Annotated in this window: 13 protein-coding genes; all 13 read right to left on the reverse strand. The window is 63.9% G+C overall.

Going from position 1 to position 17,347, the window contains the following annotated elements:
• Positions 1 to 34 precede the first annotated feature (34 nt).
• The gene (gene tagH / locus AC1DVR_RS04730; protein WP_477999381.1) at positions 35 to 1,954 is read right to left on the reverse strand and encodes a type VI secretion system-associated FHA domain protein TagH; all 1,920 of its coding nucleotides are present in this window, start codon (positions 1,952 to 1,954) and stop codon (positions 35 to 37) included.
• Between the two features lie 7 nt (positions 1,955 to 1,961).
• A complete protein-coding gene (locus AC1DVR_RS04735; protein WP_477999382.1) occupies positions 1,962 to 2,258 on the reverse strand; it encodes a PAAR domain-containing protein in 297 nt (98 codons plus the stop codon).
• Between the two features lie 2 nt (positions 2,259 to 2,260).
• Positions 2,261 to 2,863, reverse strand: a complete 603-nt coding sequence (locus tag AC1DVR_RS04740; RefSeq protein WP_477999383.1) for a DUF6931 family protein — start codon at positions 2,861 to 2,863, stop codon at positions 2,261 to 2,263.
• 11 nt (positions 2,864 to 2,874) lie between these two features.
• Positions 2,875 to 4,974, reverse strand: coding sequence for a type VI secretion system Vgr family protein (locus AC1DVR_RS04745; protein ID WP_477999384.1), 2,100 nt, complete (start codon positions 4,972 to 4,974; stop codon positions 2,875 to 2,877).
• A gap of 237 nt (positions 4,975 to 5,211) precedes the next feature.
• Complete coding sequence (locus tag AC1DVR_RS04750) at positions 5,212 to 6,942, reverse strand: type VI secretion system contractile sheath domain-containing protein (RefSeq protein ID WP_477999385.1); 1,731 nt, start codon at positions 6,940 to 6,942, stop codon at positions 5,212 to 5,214.
• Between the two features lie 73 nt (positions 6,943 to 7,015).
• Positions 7,016 to 8,233: a hypothetical protein gene (locus AC1DVR_RS04755; RefSeq protein WP_477999386.1), complete on the reverse strand. Its 1,218-nt coding sequence runs from the start codon at positions 8,231 to 8,233 to the stop codon at positions 7,016 to 7,018.
• 28 nt (positions 8,234 to 8,261) lie between these two features.
• On the reverse strand, positions 8,262 to 10,985 hold the full coding sequence (gene tssH / locus AC1DVR_RS04760; protein ID WP_477999387.1) for a type VI secretion system ATPase TssH: 2,724 nt from the start codon (positions 10,983 to 10,985) through the stop codon (positions 8,262 to 8,264).
• The gene (gene tssG / locus AC1DVR_RS04765; RefSeq protein ID WP_477999388.1) at positions 10,986 to 12,038 is read right to left on the reverse strand and encodes a type VI secretion system baseplate subunit TssG; all 1,053 of its coding nucleotides are present in this window, start codon (positions 12,036 to 12,038) and stop codon (positions 10,986 to 10,988) included.
• Complete coding sequence (gene tssF, locus AC1DVR_RS04770) at positions 12,002 to 13,882, reverse strand: type VI secretion system baseplate subunit TssF (RefSeq protein WP_477999389.1); 1,881 nt, start codon at positions 13,880 to 13,882, stop codon at positions 12,002 to 12,004. The genes tssG and tssF overlap by 37 nt, the downstream gene beginning before the upstream one ends.
• Complete coding sequence (tssE, locus tag AC1DVR_RS04775; RefSeq protein WP_477999390.1) at positions 13,882 to 14,379, reverse strand: type VI secretion system baseplate subunit TssE; 498 nt, start codon at positions 14,377 to 14,379, stop codon at positions 13,882 to 13,884. Before tssE ends, tssF begins: the two co-directional genes overlap by 1 nt.
• Positions 14,380 to 14,386: 7 nt before the next feature.
• Positions 14,387 to 15,181, reverse strand: coding sequence for a type VI secretion system accessory protein TagJ (locus AC1DVR_RS04780; RefSeq protein ID WP_477999391.1), 795 nt, complete (start codon positions 15,179 to 15,181; stop codon positions 14,387 to 14,389).
• 77 nt (positions 15,182 to 15,258) lie between these two features.
• Positions 15,259 to 15,765: an Hcp family type VI secretion system effector gene (locus AC1DVR_RS04785; RefSeq protein ID WP_477999392.1), complete on the reverse strand. Its 507-nt coding sequence runs from the start codon at positions 15,763 to 15,765 to the stop codon at positions 15,259 to 15,261.
• A gap of 91 nt (positions 15,766 to 15,856) precedes the next feature.
• Positions 15,857 to 17,347, reverse strand: coding sequence for a type VI secretion system contractile sheath large subunit (tssC, locus tag AC1DVR_RS04790; RefSeq protein WP_477999393.1), 1,491 nt, complete (start codon positions 17,345 to 17,347; stop codon positions 15,857 to 15,859).

Here is a 17,347-nt window from a genome sequence, read left to right on the forward strand (position 1 = left end):
CTTCCTGCGGTTCTGACCGCAGCTTCCCCTGGTCTTACCCCCGGGTCTTGGCTTCCTTGAGCCGGGCAAGCTGTGCCCGGTAGGCCTGAGCGAATTCCTTGGCAAAAAGCTCGTGGAAGTCGTTTTCGGCCTGATCACTGATTTCGGCATACATGGTTTCGTAGGTTTCCCAGAACTGCGCCTTGCGGTTCTTGAGGAACCCGCCGAGGCCGCCCTTGGCCTCGATCTTGGATGTCAGGACGGCGGGGTCGAGCTTGCCCAGGACGCCTTTCAGCGCGGCTTCCATCCCGGTGACCATGGCAATCTCATGCGCCTTGATATCCTCCAGCGCTTGCAGCGCCGCCTCCTCGGCGGGCAGGTAGCCGCGCACGGTCGGCTTGACCATCGCCTCCACCGCCTGTTCGGGCGAGATCGAGAATTTCAACGGGTTGTTGCCGCCAACATTGACCATGGTCTGCTCGATCCGGAATTCGGACTTGATCGAGGTCCTCGTCATCAGGATCTCGCGCAGGCCGGTGATCATGGATTTGAGCGTGCGGCCAAGGCGGGCCATGGTGTCGGGCAGTTCGGCATCGCTGATCCGCAGATCATCGGCGCCCACGGCATGGAGGAAGGCGCGGGCGGCGTCGGTCCCGGTAACTGTCGCCGTGAAAGCCGTGGCGGCCGGGGTTGGCTGCAGCGCCGGTGCCGGAGTTGGCGCCGGGATGGTGGCTGCGGCAGCGGCGACCACTGGGGCGGCCACGACCTGCGCGGGCGGGGCCAGGTCAGGTTCCAGCACCGCCGAGGCCGCCGGCACCGAGGTGCTGCGCGAGGGGCGGTTGGGGTCGGTCGCAAAGGGATCGAAGGGCGCGCCGGGGGCCGTCAGTTCGGGCGCAGCGCGGGGCGGCAGCATCGTTGCAAAGGGATCGCTTCCGGCCACTGCCGCAGCGGAGGTGGCTGCGGTCACGGGGGCCACGGGCGGCGTGATCGGGCCGAGGTCGGCGAAAATGTCGATGTCCTCGGGCAGCTGCTCGCCGGGCGGCGCTTCGGGCGGGATCCCGGACGGAATTTCGGAGGGCGGCATGGGCGGCGCTTCCGGCGGGGCCATGGGTGGCGTCTCCGGCGGGGCGTTCGGCGGGATCTCCGGCGCAGGCGCAGGCGTCGGATCTGCGGGCGGCGTCACCGGGCCGAGGCCGAAGAAATCGTCATCCTCCGGCAGCGCCGGCTTCGGGGCGTGGCTGTACAAATCCTCGCCCGACGCCAGCGGGCTTTGCTGTTGCAGGCGCGGCGCGGGGGTGGGCGCCAGAAGATCATCCCAGTCATCCGGGATCACCGATTTGGCGGCGGCGGTCTGGGCGGGCAGGAAACTGTCCGAGATGGCGGCGGAATGGTCGCGCATCGCAGGGCCCATCGGCATCTCGGGCGCGGGGCCCAGCAGCGGGCCGTCATCGCCAAGCGGCGGCAGAAGCTCGACAAATTCCTGGTCCTTGCGGAACTGACCCGGCCCCTTGGGCTTCGATGCGCCCAGCAGGCTGTCGAGGAAATCACCACCCGGAGCCGCATCGTCCAGAAGCTTGTAAGGGTCCGGCGCCGCCCGGGCATTGCCGAAGGAGGCGCGCTCGTCGGCAAGCGGTGCAAGAGGCTCGGCATAGGAGCTCGCCGAGGAGATCTGCACCACCAGTTCGTAAGGCCCCATGATCAGCACATCGCCGTCGTTGATCGGCGTGGCGGTGCGGCCAAGGGCGATCTTGCCATAGTTCAGGAAGGTGCCGTTGGTCGAGAAATCCACCACCACCACGCTGCCATTGTGGTTTTCGACCACGCAATGCGTCTTCGAGATCATCCGGTCGGGATCGGGCAGCACCACGTCATTCTCCGGCCCGCGCCCGATGGTGAGGCTGGGGCCGCGCATGACGATGGGACTGCCGTCGCCCGGCACCGCCCCCGAAGATTGAAACCGCAAGGTGACAGCCATGAACCCCTTAACCTCCGATGATCACGGTGGGCAGGCCGAGAACGATCGTACCGCCGTGCGCCGTCATGTCGCCCATCCGGGCGGCGGGCATGGAGCCCACCAACACCGTAAAAGAGCCGAGCGCAATCGTATCCGGCGGGCCGACGCAGACGCACATGTTGCCGACCTGCGCCTGGGGCAACATGCCGGTCAGCACGGTGAAACATCCCATCACGATCGGCCCGCCGACATGGGGGATCGGCGGCACGGCAGGGGTGACCATCGGGCAGACATGCATGTCGGTGATGCGCGCGGCGGGGGGCATGGTCAGGCTCCTTCTTTCGTCTTGGCAGGCTCGATCCGGCCCGAGCCACCGCGCGCGATATCCAGCGCCCGGGCGATCATCAGCCCCGCCGCCTCGTCCAGCATCTTGCCGGATTTGGCGATGGCCACGATGTTCATCGCAAAGGCCGAAACCTCGGACCCGCCGGGCGGGGCGGGATGCTGGGCCAGTTCGCCCGGACCCAGGGTGCCATCATGGAACTGCACGGCCATCGCGCAATGTTTGGTGTCATCCTTCATGCTGGCATGCTGGACGGCGTGGTGGGCCACGGCGCGGTTCTCTTCAGTCGGCTTGAAGACCCAGGCCTCGGCCGCAGCCAGGGGCTGGGGCACCTTGTCGCCCGGCGCCATCAGATCGCGCGCGGCCAGGCACGACCACCAGACCCTTTCGCGGGCCGGCAGCGCGATCGACAACAGGCGCATGATGTCGATCAGCGCCCCCTTCTCGTCCAGTTCGCGCAAGACCACCTCGACCGGGGCCGAGGCGGGGGCGGAAAGCACCGTCTCCAACTCGGCATTGGCATTGGCCAAAAGCCGGGCGGCAGGCTGCTTGATCAGCTTGACGAGGTCGGAATAACGATCAGTCATTTTCCATGTCCTCAGTTGATCATCGTGATGCCGCCCTTGAGCGTCAACACGGCATCTGCTTTTACGGTGGTCAGCAAGCTCTTGATTTCGGCCATCAACTTCGCATCGAGCTTGAACATCATACCCTGAATCGTCACACCCATCTGATCAATCTTGATGGAGCTCTGACCCACCTTCAACTCGATCGACTGCATGGCCTCGATCTCGATCTTGCCGAGGTCGGCCTTGATCGCGATATTGCCCAGCTTGACCGCGGTGCTCTGGTTGCCCATCGAAACCTCGGTAGACATGTTGCCCATCGAGACCTTTTCCGAGAAGTTGCCCTTCTTGATCTCCAGCGCGGTGTCGCCGGTGATCGTATGGGTTGAATTGCCCGTGATCGTGGTGGTTTCGTTGGTCTTGATGTCGGTGATCCGGCTGCCGGTCTCGATCGTCAGTTTCACATCGCCGGTCTTCACCGTCTCGGTCTTGTTCTTGTAGATGGTCTGGGTCAGGTTGCCCGGGTCTTTCTTTTCCATGCCGATGGTGATTTCGGCATTGTTCTTGATGATCTGCTTGTAGTCCTTTTCCGACTGGAACAGGATGTTTTCCTTGCCCTTGGTGTCGTCGAAGGTCAGCTCGTGATAGCCGCCGCCGCCCTTGGTGGAGTTGGTGCGCAGGCTGATCTTGTTCATGTCGGCGGGCAGCGCATAGGGCGGCTTGTTGACCCCGTTATAGACCATGCCCGTGCAGATCGGCCGGTCGATATTGCCGCGCTCGAACTGGACGATCACCTCCATCCCGATGCGCGGCACCGCGATGAAGCCGTAGTCCTTGCCGGTCCAGGGCATGACCGAACGCACCCAGCACGAGGTCTTGTCGTCTTTCTTGCCTTGTCGGTCCCAGGGGAACTGCACCTTGATGCGGCCATAGGTGTCGGTGTGGATCTCCTCGCCCGCGGGGCCGGTGACCAGGGCGGTCAGAAGGCTTGGCACTTCGGGCCAGGGCACGGTTTTCAGCGGGCGGAACTGGGCCGAGGAGGGCATCACCTCGAACTCGGTCTCGTAAAGCGCCATCTGTTCGGGATAGTCGATCCGTTCGACCCCGCGGTTCAGGCGCTGCAGTTCGGTGCCGCCGGCGCCGTCGTCGAAACGCAGGTAATGCGTGGCGCCCACCACCAGATAGCTGCCCTCGGCCTCCTTGCGGTCGGGGTATTTCAGGGTGAACTTGGCGCCGGTCAGCACGAAGACATTGTTGCACAAGCCCGTCGCCCGCGCACTTTCGGCAGCATTGGCGTCGGCGATGTGGCGGGCGTGGAAGTTCTCGCCCTTCTCGGCGGTCTTGTAATGGCCGCCGGAGTTATACCGCTCCATCTTGTTGTGGCTGTGGCTGCCCGACGCCACGGTCGAGGTCGCCAGAAGATTGGAATTCGGCAGGGTGAAGTCGTAATCCCACAGCGAGACCTTGCCCGAGACGACCTTGCCCGCCTCGGCCCATTCATAGATCGTGTCGGCATCGGCGCGCTTGTTGGCCGAGATGTTCGAGACGGTGAACTTGATATCACCCTTGTCGTCATGCGCGGTCACCGCATCGGCCAAGACCATGGTCTCGACGCTGTCGGCATGGGTGAAATAGTAGTAGATCCCGTCTTCCTCCATCAGGCGGCTGATGAAGTCGAAGTTGCTTTCGCCATATTGCACGCAATATTCGCGCGGCTCGTAGGTGCCGGTCAGCTTGTCCTTGAAATCGGAAAAGCCAAGCTCGTCGAAGACCGCCTTGATGATCTCGGGCGTGGTCTTGCCCTGAAACACCCGGTTGTCCTCGCCGATCGTGGTGAGCCAGAGCCAGGGCCTGAGTTCGGCGGCAAAGACATCGCCGCCCGATTGCAGGCCCAGCTCCTCGACCGAGACGACGATGGAGGAGAATTTGAACCCCTGCAACGTGCTGACCGTGATCCTTTTGCCCAGAATCGTGCGGGGGTCGAAATTGGTATCCTTCGAGACGAACTCGATTCTCAGTTCGGAAATTGTCGAGAAACGCTCACGGGCGCGGGCGCCAATGCAGATGAGCCCTGCGGCGCCATCGCCGCTGAGCGTAATGAACAGATGATCCAACTGTCGAATATCGGGCATAATACCTCAACCTCTGTTCAGACCCGCCACCCGCTTCCGGTCTTGCCGGAGGAAAGCTGCGGGGTCTGCGCCATCGTCATACACCGTAACACTCTGGCCTGCACCTTTGCGCTCTGAAATGAGCACCGTTTGTCACGCGTCGTCCAAATACTTTCCGGCCAAGTCCGTCTTGCGTCAATCGAGGCCTGTGCCGGCCCCGGGTCCGGCGGCGGATCCCGGGGCCGGGCGCGCTTTTGGTCACAAACTGGCCAGAAGGGCTGCGAGTTCCGCGTCCATCTCGTCTTCTCCAACCGGATTCTCGGTCGCCATGCCGTCGTCATCCTCGCTGTCGGAGGAGGACGACGAGCCGAAGTCGTCGCCGAACCCGGCCAAGAGCGCATCGAGGTCGGCATCGCTGGAGCTGCTCTCTTCCACGGCACTGTCGTCGCTGTCGGTGTCGTCCGCCACCACCTCGGCCACCGCCTTGGGTTTGGGCGGCGGCACATCGACCCAATAGCCCAGCACCGTCTCGCCGTTCAGCGCCTGGAACGACCCCAGCCGCACCTCGTCGCGCCCCTTGACCGAGATCACCGGCATGTAGCCGCGCGCGATGGTGGCTTGCGTCTTGGCCTGGGTCAGGTTGCGTTCGGTGCAGGGCAAGGCCACCTGGTCGCCGTAGCGGTCCTTGACATAGTGGTAGGGCATCCCGCCCAGCGACATGACCGAGCCGAGGCCAAGCCCCGGCCCGTTCTTGCGGAAGCTGCGCGCCAGAAGGATGGTGACAAGCGCCACCGGGTTGGCCCAGAGCATCCCCGACAGGCCCTCGGCCTCGGTGAACTCTTCAAAATCAAACTCGTAGATCGGGTCGGACTTCGCGCCATAGGGTCGGCGCAGCAGGAAGCGCGGGCTGACGAGGCCGACATAGCCGGCCTCGGGCATCGCGCGCAGGCTGTCCCAGGCCTCGGCCACCAGGGGATGGCGGTCCTGCGGCGCGGTGTCGAGGAATGTGGGGGTGATGGCGGCAAAGAAGGGGGCGCGGACATGGGCCGCGACCTTGGCGACGCGGCCGATCAGTTCGGCATGGGGCGGGGTTTCCTCGAAGGTGTAAAGCCCGCAGACCGCCGAGAAGGGCCCGCGCCCATCCGGCGTGCTTTCGACCAGAAGCTGGCAGAAGCCCGATTCCGACAGATCCTCTTGCGCGGCCAGATCCGCCGCCAATTCCTCGGCAGAGATGTCGTACAGCACGATATCCAGCTTCTGGTCGGTCTCGACGCTGCGGGTGATCAGGTCCAGCATCCGCCACTGCGCTTCCACCGACTGGAATTCGGGGTGGTGCAGGACAAGACGCATCGCCTCGGCGAGGCTTTCCTCCACTGCCTCCTGCATGGCGGAGGCATTGGGGTCGGGCAAGGCCTGGACAAAGGGGCCGACGAGGCGTTGCAGCAGCTCCTCCGCCGCAGAGGCCTTGGCTTTCACATGGCCCTTGCCCCCCACAAGCTTGGCGAAGTCCGAAAGCTTGCGGTCCGAGGGCACCGAGTTGCCGGCCGATTTGCGCGCCGGCGGGTTTACCTTGCGGCCAAACTCCTTGCCCCATTCGCGCAGTTCGGTGACGGCCCCCTTGGCGGTCGATCCGGTGGCCAGACGGCGTTTCAGCGCCACCAGCTCCTCGAACATCTCGACCTTGCCGAACAATTCATCCGGGTGCAGGTCATCGACCGAGGCCAGCGCCACCTCGATCCCGGCGCCCTTCTTGCCGATCGGCAGGATCAGGTCGGTGGCAAAGCCCTTGATCACCTTTTCCAGCGTGTCGACATCCAGCTTGATCGGGCGGCGCTTGGCCAGATCGGCGCCGATCTCCACCTCGCCCCGTGCCGCGCGGCCCGAGAAATCGCCCATGAGCGCGATGCGAAAACGTTGCGGCTTGGCGGCGGCCAGCGGTGCGCCCTCCATGCTGCCAAAAGACAATCCGATCCCTGCCCCAGTGCTCATCCCGATGATCCCTTGCGTTCCGATTGCGAGGGCCGCGCCGGGCGCGACCCTCCGTATTCAGTGAAAAGCCTGGCTAGACAAAGGCCTCGACGAGGTCCTTCACCTCCATCGCGGCGTCGAACAGGGTCTTGCCTTCCGACAGGATGGTGGCCACGTCCAGATCGGCGATCTTTTGCAGCGCGGTGCGGTCGTCGATGGTCAGGCCGTTGCCTTCCAGCAGCGCGTGCATCTCATCAAGATACTTCTCGCGCTCGTCCAGCTTCTTGGCCATCGCGGTGACCTTCATCTTCATCTGCATCGCCGCAGCGCCGATCTTGACCCCGTCCTTGAGGTTGGTCGCGGCCTTCATCTGCTTGACCAGCTTGTCAGCATCGGTCGACAGCGCATCGACCTTCTTGCGGGTCTTGACGATGTGGTTGCGGTAGGCGACGCGGCATTTCTCGACATCGGCCATCTGCGACTTGATCGCCTTGACGGTGAAATCCATCACCTCGACCAGCACCGACTTGGCATCGCGGCCCTTCAGCGCCTCGGCCCCGGCCTTCTGCACCCGGCCGACGATTTCCTTCATCGCCTCGATCGGCTTGGAGATCGTCAGCCCCGAGGTATCGACCATCTGCCGCGAGGCGGCCTGCATGATCGTGGTGCCGCGCAGCGAGATGAAGGCCTTGATCGCCTCGTCCAGCTCCTTGCGCAGCTTCACCTCGCCCTTGTTGTACTCGTAGATCTCCTTGCCGATCTCGTAGCAGGTCTTGGCGATCGAGTAATAGGCGTGGATGTCGGCACCATGCGAGGCGACCAGCGCGGCCACGTTGGTCGTCACGCTGACCACGCCGACGACGATCTTGAAGCCCAGCTTGACCTGCGCCTCCTTCAGGTTCTTGTCGCCCTGAATTTCCTTCTTCATCCGGTCGTCGACCGCCTTCAGCGCCGCGCCTTCCGCCGACTTCAGCGCGTTGGCGATCGAGACGTTGACGCCCTGGATCAGCTTTTCGGCCGCGGCAACCTCTTTGGGGTCGCCGGTCTCGATCATCCCGACGATCTTCTTCTCCAGCCGTTCGACTTCAGATCGGATCGTCGTCTCATAGGTGTCCAAAGCGTCGCGGGCGGCCTTCTCCAGCCGGTCCATCGCCGCCGAGGGCACCTCGGAGGCCGAGATGATCCCCTTGGTGGTCACGTCAATCTGGATATCAACCCGCGTCGGGTCGATCTGCAGGTATTTCGTCGCCGGTTTGTAGCGGACGAGATCGACGACATAGAACTTGCGGGTCGTTACTTTCTTCGCTGCCATGGTGCCCCCCCTGGGTCTCTGGTCGGTTTCAATCAAAACTGTACGAGAAATTGCCATCCGCCGCGTCGATGGCGACGCGGTTGACCTCACCCCCGGCGATCATCCGGCGCAGGAATTCGCCGGAAATGTCGGGCAGCATGGTGTTGGTCACGATGGCGTCGATCATCCGGCCACCCGACTCCAGCTCCTGGCAGCGGCTGACGATGAGGTCGACCACCGCGTCGGAATATTCGAAAGGCACGCCATGCGCGGCCACGACCCGCTTCTTGATCCGGTCAAGCTGCAGGCGGGTGATCTTGGCCACCATGTCGGGCGAGAGCGGGTAATAGGGGATCACCACCAGACGGCCCAGAAGGGCCGGCGGGAAGATCTTCAGAAGCGGCTCGCGCAGCGCCTTGGCGATGGCGTCCGGTTCCGGGATCAGATCGGGATCGGCGCAAAGATCCATGATCATCTCGGTGCCGGCATTGGTGGTCAAAAGGATCATCGTGTTGCGGAAGTCGATCGAGCGGCCCTCGCCATCCTCCATGACACCCTTGTCGAAGACCTGGAAGAAGATCTCGTGCACATCGGGGTGGGCCTTTTCGACCTCGTCCAGCAGAACGACGGAGTAGGGCTTGCGCCGCACAGCCTCGGTCAGGACGCCACCCTCGCCGTAGCCGACATAGCCGGGCGGTGCGCCTTTCAGCGAGGAGACGGTATGCGCCTCCTGATATTCGCTCATGTTGATGGTGATGACGTTCTGTTCGCCGCCATACATGACCTCGGCGAGCGCCAGCGCGGTTTCGGTTTTACCCACGCCCGAGGTGCCCGCCAGCATGAAGACACCGATGGGCTTGGAGGGGTTATCAAGCCCCGCGCGGCTGGTCTGGATGCGCTTGGCAATCATCTCCATCGCGTGGTCCTGCCCGATGACGCGCTTCGAAAGCAGCGAGGCGAGGTCGATCACGGTCTGCAGTTCATCCTTCAGCATCCGGCCCACCGGAATCCCGGTCCAGTCGCCGATCACCGAACCCACCGCCATCGCATCGACAATCGGCAGGATCAGCGGGTGGTCGCCTTGCAGCGTGGTCAGCTCTTCATTCTTGGCGCGCAGTTCCATCGTCAACGCGGCGCGCTGTTCATCGGTCAGGGGCGAGTTGCCAACCGGATCGGGCGCTTCCGACCCCGCCATCGCGGCGGGCTTGGGGTCAATCGCCGCCCCGCCCTCGCGCAGCTTGGCGCGCAGATCGAGGATCTGTTCGACGATCTTCTTTTCCGCATCCCACCGCTCGGTCAGCCCGGCGAGGCGCTTCTCCTCCTCGGCCTTGACGGCAGAGATGGTGGCGCGGCGCTCGGTCACGTCATAGCCCGCGGTTTCGTCACGGGTGATGATGCCAAGTTCCGTCTCCAATGCCTCGATCCGCCGGCGGGAGTCGTCCACTTCCGCCGGGACGGCGTGTTGGCTGACGGCGACACGGGCGCAGGCGGTATCCAGCACCGAGACCGACTTGTCCGGCAGTTGCCGCGCCGGGATATAGCGGGCGGAGAGGTTGACGGCGGCGGCAATCGCCTCGTCCAGAACCTGCACCTTGTGGTGCTTTTCCAGCATCGAGGCGATGCCGCGCATCATCAGGATGGCTTTGGTCGGCGAGGGTTCATCGACCACGACGGTCTGGAAGCGCCGGGTCAGGGCGGGGTCTTTTTCGATGTGCTTCTTGTATTCGGCCCAGGTCGTAGCCCCGATGGTGCGCAAGGTGCCACGCGCCAGCGCCGGTTTCAGCAGGTTCGCCGCATCGCCGGTGCCCGCAGCCCCGCCGGCACCGACCAGCGTATGGGTCTCGTCGATGAACATGATGATCGGTGTGGTGGAGGCCTGAACCTCTTCGATCACCGATTTCAGCCGGTTCTCGAACTCACCCTTCATCGAGGCCCCGGCCTGCAACAGGCCGACGTCCAGCGCCAAAATCCGCGCCTCCTTCAAGGCCGGGGGCACATCGCCGCGCGCGATGCGCAGGGCAAAACCTTCGACGACGGCGGTCTTGCCCACGCCCGCCTCGCCGGTCAGGATCGGGTTGTTCTGGCGGCGGCGCATCAGGATATCCACCACCTGGCGGATTTCTTCGTCGCGGCCGACAATCGGATCCATCTTGCCGTCGCGGGCCTGCTGGGTCAGGTCGGTGCAGAACTTCTTCAGCGCCTCCTCTTTCCCCATCGCCGCCGGCGCCATGGCACCCGACTCCTCGCCCGGAGCACCCGTGCCGACATGGCTGCCATCGGTGGCGGTCTGGCCCTCTTCCGGGCTGCCGTTCACGATGGTGGCGAAATTTTCGGCCAGATCGTCGGCCTTGACCTTCTTGAACTCCGGCGAGATCGCATAAAGGATGTTGCGCAGCGCCGGCGTCTTGACCATGCCGAGGATCAGATAGCCGGTCCGCACCTGGCTGGAATTATAGAGAAGCGAGCCCCAGACCCAGGCGCGTTCGGTCGCATCCTCCAGATGTTCCGACAGGTCGGAAATCGAAGAGGCGCCGCGCGGCAGGGCGTCCAAGGCGCGCTGCATGTCGGCCACCAGTCGGGCGGGATCGACCTTGTAATGTTCGACGATGTGGTGAATGTCGCTGTCCTGATTTTGCAGGATCTGGTGCAGCCAGTGGATCAGCTCGACGTAGGGGTTGCCGCGCAATTTGCAAAAGACGGTGGCGCCTTCCACGGCCTGATAGGCCAGACGGTTCAACTTGCCGAACAGGGCGACGCGGCTGATTTCGCTCATTTAATGGCTCCGGGAATGGGGGCGCTGACGCAGCAGCACATGCGGCGGGGAAAGGTAAAGATCGTCGGCGTCACGCCCGCTGTCGCGGCGCACGCCGACCCAGGTCGTATGGCCGAGGGCGGCATTCGCGCCTCCGAGGGCCATGCGCGGCACGTCCGCCGCGCGCAGGATCACATTGACATCCCAGTCAAGCGCATCGCCGACAAAGTTGCGCACGATGGCCTCAAGCCGCTCGATGGCGCCCTGACCGGGCAGGAAACGCCGGTAATCGGGCAAGGACAGGGGACCGACCAGAATGCGGAACTTGGCCGCCCGCGACCAGACGCGGGTGCCGATCGAAGTGCCCTGCCCCAAGCCTGCCGCCTTGCCCAGTTGCCAGCGGTCGTCCGGCTCCAGATCCAGCCAGGAGCCTATGAATTGCTGCAGATGGACCGGGGCCTCGAAGAAGCTTTGGAGGAGCGAGACCAGCCCCTCCGCCGTCTTGGTGCCCGAGGCGAGGTGGCCGGCGAAATAGCGCTTGGCCATGTCCGGCATCAGGTCGCGCTGCGCCAGTCCCCGGCCGTAAAAGCCTGAAATCGCCGCCACCTTGCGCTCGAACGGGTCCTGTTCGGGGCGGTCGAACGACGGCGCCGGCTGCCCTGCCGCCCAGGCGCGGTAGAACAGGCTCATCAGGCGGTGGGTGAAGGTGTTGGCGAAGGCGATGAAGGTCGTGTCACGATGGTTGCGCCGCCGCTCGCGGGCAAACTCGGTCAGGTGCAGCGGCAAGGGCCCCATCGGACCAAACAGGCCAAAGGCGCGGTTGGTCAGGGTCGCGGGCTTGCCCGCCTCCACCGTGAAATCGGCGATGGTCGAGGTCGGAAAGGCCAGCTCCGCCTCTTGCCCCAGCCGCACCGGGTCTTGCGCAGCCCGGCGCGAGGTGCCGAGGCGCGGCATGTCAACATGCTCCGCCTCGATCACCCGCAGGGCCTGGAAGAGGTGATATTTGGTGGGGTCCGACCGAAGCTGCGCGTAATGCGTCAGATCATCCGGCCGAGCCCGCTTTCCGGTCGCCATCGGGTGATCTCTCCACGTTGTTGGGTGGTCAGCACGGTTTCGGTGAAGGAATTGATCGTCACGTATTTGCGGAAAAAGCGTTCCAGAACCGAGGCCAGCACATAGACGCCGGAGCCGTCAAAGAAGCTTTCGTCGAAGTCGAGCTTGATCTCCAGCCCGCGCACGGCGGTGGAAATCACCTCGTCGGTCATCCGCCGCACGATGGGCCGGGTCGAGACGCCGCGCATCCCCTCCATCTGTTTGGAGATCACGCGGTCGCCAGTGGGGGCGTAAAGACCCACCAGTTCGCGCAAAGCCTCGGCCCCGCCCTGCCCGCCTTCACGGTCGGTGATCGACAGGTAATTGAGGCTGAGGTGGCTGATCAGGCGCCAGGCGGTTTCGCCCTGCGCGATGGTCGGGCGCGGACGGGTCGGCGAGACGATGGAGGCGACCGACAGGACCGGGCCGCCGTCGGGCAGGTGGAAGGCGTCCTTGCCTGCGGTGGACAGAAGCAAGGGCAGATCGCGGTTGGTGCAGAGCCCGGTCACCGAAAGCTGGCTCAAATCCGCCGCATAGGGGGCCTGGGCCGAGTCCACCAAGCTCAGGTAGACCTCCGATCCGAGGTAAGAGGTGCGGACCCCGCGCAAACGTTCCTTCTCGTTCCGCTGCCGCATCCGGCGGTGGATCGTGTAGTAGGCCGGGTGGCTCTCCCCCGCCGAGGTGATGTCGGAGGCGGAGTAGAAGGCGCGGAACTCGGTCTCTTCATTGGTCTTGGCCGAGATCCCCGTCACCTTGGTGATGGCGAAGACCTCGTAATCCAAAGGCGCCGTGCGGTTGGCCGTCACATATTGCTCGGTGTCGGCGGTGGTGATGTGGATGCGGTCGAAGGCGCGTTCGAAGAGGTTGACGGCAGGCACCGCGTTCAGCACGAAATTCTCGCGCCGCACGCAGGCGCCGTTGTCAGACAGCGTGTCGGCCAGCAGAAGGTAAAGATCGACCTCCGTCCCCGTCGACCGGGCCAGGGCCGGACGCATGCCGGAAAGCTCGACGAAGTGAAAGCGCTGCGGCATGGCGAAGTATTCCTGCAGCAGGCGGTAGCCGTCGAAAGAGCGGCGCGGGGTCGGCAGCAGGGCCTCTTCGCGGCTGAAGCCTTTCGGGCGGCTGGCAGCACCCTGCAAGGGCTGGGTCCAGTCCGCACGGCGATCGGTGGAACGGCCGACCATGCCGGTGACCTTGGTGCAGAGCGCCTCGTGCAAGACCCAGGGCTCGCTGGCCTGCCCGGTCAGGTGCAGGGTCAGGGCGTTCATCGGCAGGTCTTTCATCGCCCCGCCATCGCGACGGCGCAGGCGCAGACGGATGCCGGCCCGGGCCGGCGTGTCGCGGCTGACGCCAGCCGCTACAAGGCCACCCCGGCTGTCGATATATTCGGCCTCGGCAATCTCGATCGGCCACAGCGTCAGGTCGGCGGCGGTGCGGAAGATGCAGGCGGTCTGCTCGCCGTCGATCTGGCGCGAGCGCAGCCTCGTGCCGCGCCCCATCACATAGCCGTCCTTGACCCCGGCATTGCCGAGATCAGGCTCGAACCCCACGATCATCATCGAGGGCACAGGGGCCAGAAAATGCGGATAGACGATTTCCAGAAGGTTCGACGTGAAGGCCGGGAACTGCATCTCCAGCGCCAGTTGCACCCGGGCCGACAGAAAGGCCGTGCCCTCCAGCAGACGCTCGACATAGGGGTCAAGCACCTCCATGCCCTCCATGCCCAGCCGGGTGGCGATCTTGGGATAGGCGGCAGCGAACTCCGCCCCCATGTCGCGCAGGAAGGCCAGTTCGCTTTCGTAATGCGCCAGAAGCCTTGTGTCCATCAGCCGGACCTTTCCAAGGAAACCTGCCCGGTCGTCACATCGACCGAGGAGCGCAGGTACAATTCGATCGGTATCGGCTCGGCCCACATGTCGGCGCGGATATCGAAGGAAATCACCGTGTTGCGGGCAATGTTCTCGGTCCGGATCTCGACATGGGTGGAGCCTTTGCGGATGCGCGGCTCGTAATTCTCGATCGCGGCGGCGATGGATTTGCGGATCACGGCCGCCCGGTCCTTGGAGGCGAAATCGCCCGCGACTTCGCGCACGCCGTAGTTCAGCACCGATTTGGCCGCCAAGGGGTGGCGTTCGGCGTCAATCCAGGTCGCCGCGTCATTGGTATTCAACAGCCAGGACAGGTCGCGCTGCACGATATCGCGCAGGCGGCGGATGTCGATCACCCGCGCCTCGCGGCTTTCGCTCAAGGTGGTCGGGTCGTCGTCGGTCAGCCGGTCGAGCAGCGAGGGTTGCAACCGCTCGGACATCATCTTGTCCGCCATGGCGCACCTATTCCGGTCTATCGAACGAGATCAGCCTTGCATCCAGCAAGGCGACATCGCCCTGATCGGTCGACAGCAGACGCTGACCCAGCCCGGTGAAGGTCTCGGCCCCGGCGTCGGTCCAGCTCGTGGCGCGCGACAGCTTTTCAGCCGGCTCGCCCTTCTGGCCGGAGAAGGGATAGCGCGACGGGATCAACGCCACGACCTTGCCCTCGTTGGCAAGCGTCAGATGCGCCGCCGTCCAGACCGCATCGCGCAGGTCGGTCGGCGGGTCGAAGGTGATGGCAGAGATCTGGGCGAAGGGAATCCAGAAATAGCGGCCGTTCACGATGGCCTCCAGCACCGGACCAAAGCGCATGTCGGCATCGGCGATCCATTCGAACCGCGTGCCATCCATGTCGCCCGCCGAAGCCGGGGCCGCGTCAAAAGCCTTGGCGCGCAAATCACTTGCGGCCTGAACCTCACCCTTGGCCAGAAGCTTTTGCGCCTCCATCAGCCAGGCCAGCCATTCCTGCGGCTCGCCAAAGACCAGGGGGGCCTTGGCGCCGGTGAAGACCTTCTCGCGGTAGACCTCGCAGATGATCGCCTCGCGGTAGGCCTGCGCCATCTGCAACGCGCCTGGGTCCAGCTCGCCACAGACTTTCAGCTGGCGGATCGCGCGGTCCCACTGGCCCAGAACGCACAGCAGCTGGAACAGGAAAATCCGCAGTTTGGCATCGGCGGGCTTGGCCTTGACCAAGTTCTGCAGCGCCACAAGGGCGCCGGCCGGATCGCCGGATTTCAAGAGGTCTTCGGGCGTCATGGCCTGCGCGCTCCAGTTTAAGGGTCCTTCCGGCGCCGGGGGACATCCCGGCGCCGGAAAGCATGTCAGACGAAGGATCAGCCCATCTCGCCGGCGCCGACATCCCACTTGAAGTTCTTGTGGGTCTGCAGCTTGCCGCCCTTGGGATATTTGTACTCGATCTCCAGCTTGGCGGCGCGGATCGCCCAGTCTTCCTTCGGAATGTCATCCGAGGAGGCGTTCACGCCATAGGTGTTGATCTGGGCATCTTCGAGGGTCCAGATGATATAGGGCTCGAGCGCCACAGCGGCATCCTCGTCAGCCTTGCACTGGTGAATGATGACTTTCTTCAGGCGCTTGCCGCCAGCGACGTGGAACATCAGGTCGATGGTGTGGCGACCGAATTCCGACGAGAAGGTGACGTCCTTGAAAACGGCCTTGCCGAAACCACGGGTGACAACGCCACCTTCCTGTTCGGAGTGCCGCTCCAGCCCGAACCCGATCGTTTCAACGACGATCCAGTCCTTGTGGTTCTTTTCGATGGCGTCGCCGATGATCTCCGGCTTTTTCACTTCGCCGATGCAAACGAATAATGTAGCAGCCATTTTCCTGTATCCTCTCTACTGATGTCACCTTGCCCTGACGGGCGGTTCGGGGCGACGGGGTTAAATTCTGGTAGGGGCTGATCCCGAAGGATCAGCCTTTCTCGGACGGCAGCTTGGAGACGAGGCGCAGCGAGATGCTGAGGCCTTCCAGCTGGTAGTGCGGCCGAAGGAAGAATTTCGAGGTGTAATAACCCGGGTTCCCCTCGACCTCCTCGACCACGACTTCGGCGGCGGCCAGCGGCTTGCGCGCCTTTTCGGACTCGGACGAGATTTCGGCGTTGAAGTCGACGTATTTGTTGATCCAGTCCTGCAACCAGGACTGCATCGCCGTCCGGCTCTTGAAGGAGCCGACCTTGTCGCGAACCATGCATTTGAGATAATGCGCAAAGCGGCAGGTCGCGAAAAGATAGGGCAGACGGGCGGCCAGGTTGGCGTTGGCCGTCGCATCCGGGTCGTCATATTCGGCCGGTTTGTGCAACGACTGCGCGCCGATGAAGGCGGCCACGTCGGTATTCTTGCGGTGGATCAGGGGCATCATGCCGTTCTTGGCCAGTTCGGCCTCGCGACGGTCAGAGATGGCGATCTCGGTCGGGCATTTCTGGTCAACGCCACCATCATCGGACGGGAAGGTATGCGAGGGCAGGTTCTGCACCGCACCACCCGATTCCACGCCGCGAATGCGCGAGCACCAGCCATATTCCTTGAAGCTGCGGTTGATGTTGACCGCCATGCCGTAGGCCGCGTTCACCCAGCCATAGGCCTCGTGATCGGTGCCGTCGGTTTCTTCTTCAAAGGCAAAGGCCTCGACCGGGTCGGTCTTGGAGCCATAGGGCAGACGGCCGAGGAAGCGCGGCATCGCGAGGCCGATGTATTTGGAATCTTCCGACTCGCGCAGAGAGGTCCAGGCCGCATATTCCGGCGTCTGGAAGATCTTGGTCAGGTCGCGCGGATTGGCGAGTTCCGTCCAGCTGTCCATCTGGAACAGCGTCGGGTTGGCGCCGGTGATCAGCGGCGCATGGGCTGCGGCGGCGATCTTGGCCATCTCGCCCAGAAGCTCCACGTCGGGCGGCGAGTGGTCGAAGTAATAGTCGGCGATCAGCGTGCCATAGGGCTGGCCGCCCAGCTGGCCGAACTCTTCTTCATAGAGCTTCTTGAAGATCGGCGACTGGTCCCAGGCGGTGCCCTTGAACTTGCGCAGCGTCTTGGACATGTCCTTCTTGGAGATGTTCATGACGCGGATCTTCAAGTTCTCGTCCGTCTCGGTGTTGTTGATCAGATAGTGCAAGCCCCGCCAGGCGCTTTCCAGAGCCTGGAAATCCGGGTGATGCAGGATCTGGTTGACCTGTTCGGTCAGCTTCTTGTCGATCTCGGCGATCATGCCCTGGATCGACTTCAGCGCGTCGTCCGAGATCAGCGCGGTATTGGCAAGCGCCTGTTCGGCCAGCGTCTTGACGGCGCTTTCGACGGCGGATTTCGCCTGGTCCGACTTCGGGCGAAACTCCTTGTTCAGGAGCGAGGAGAAATCGGACAGTTCGGTGGTCTGTACGCCGGCTGCGGCGCCGGTTTGCGAGGTCTCAGCCAT

The sequence above is a fragment of the Rhodobacter sp. P2_H5 genome (assembly GCF_056403335.1).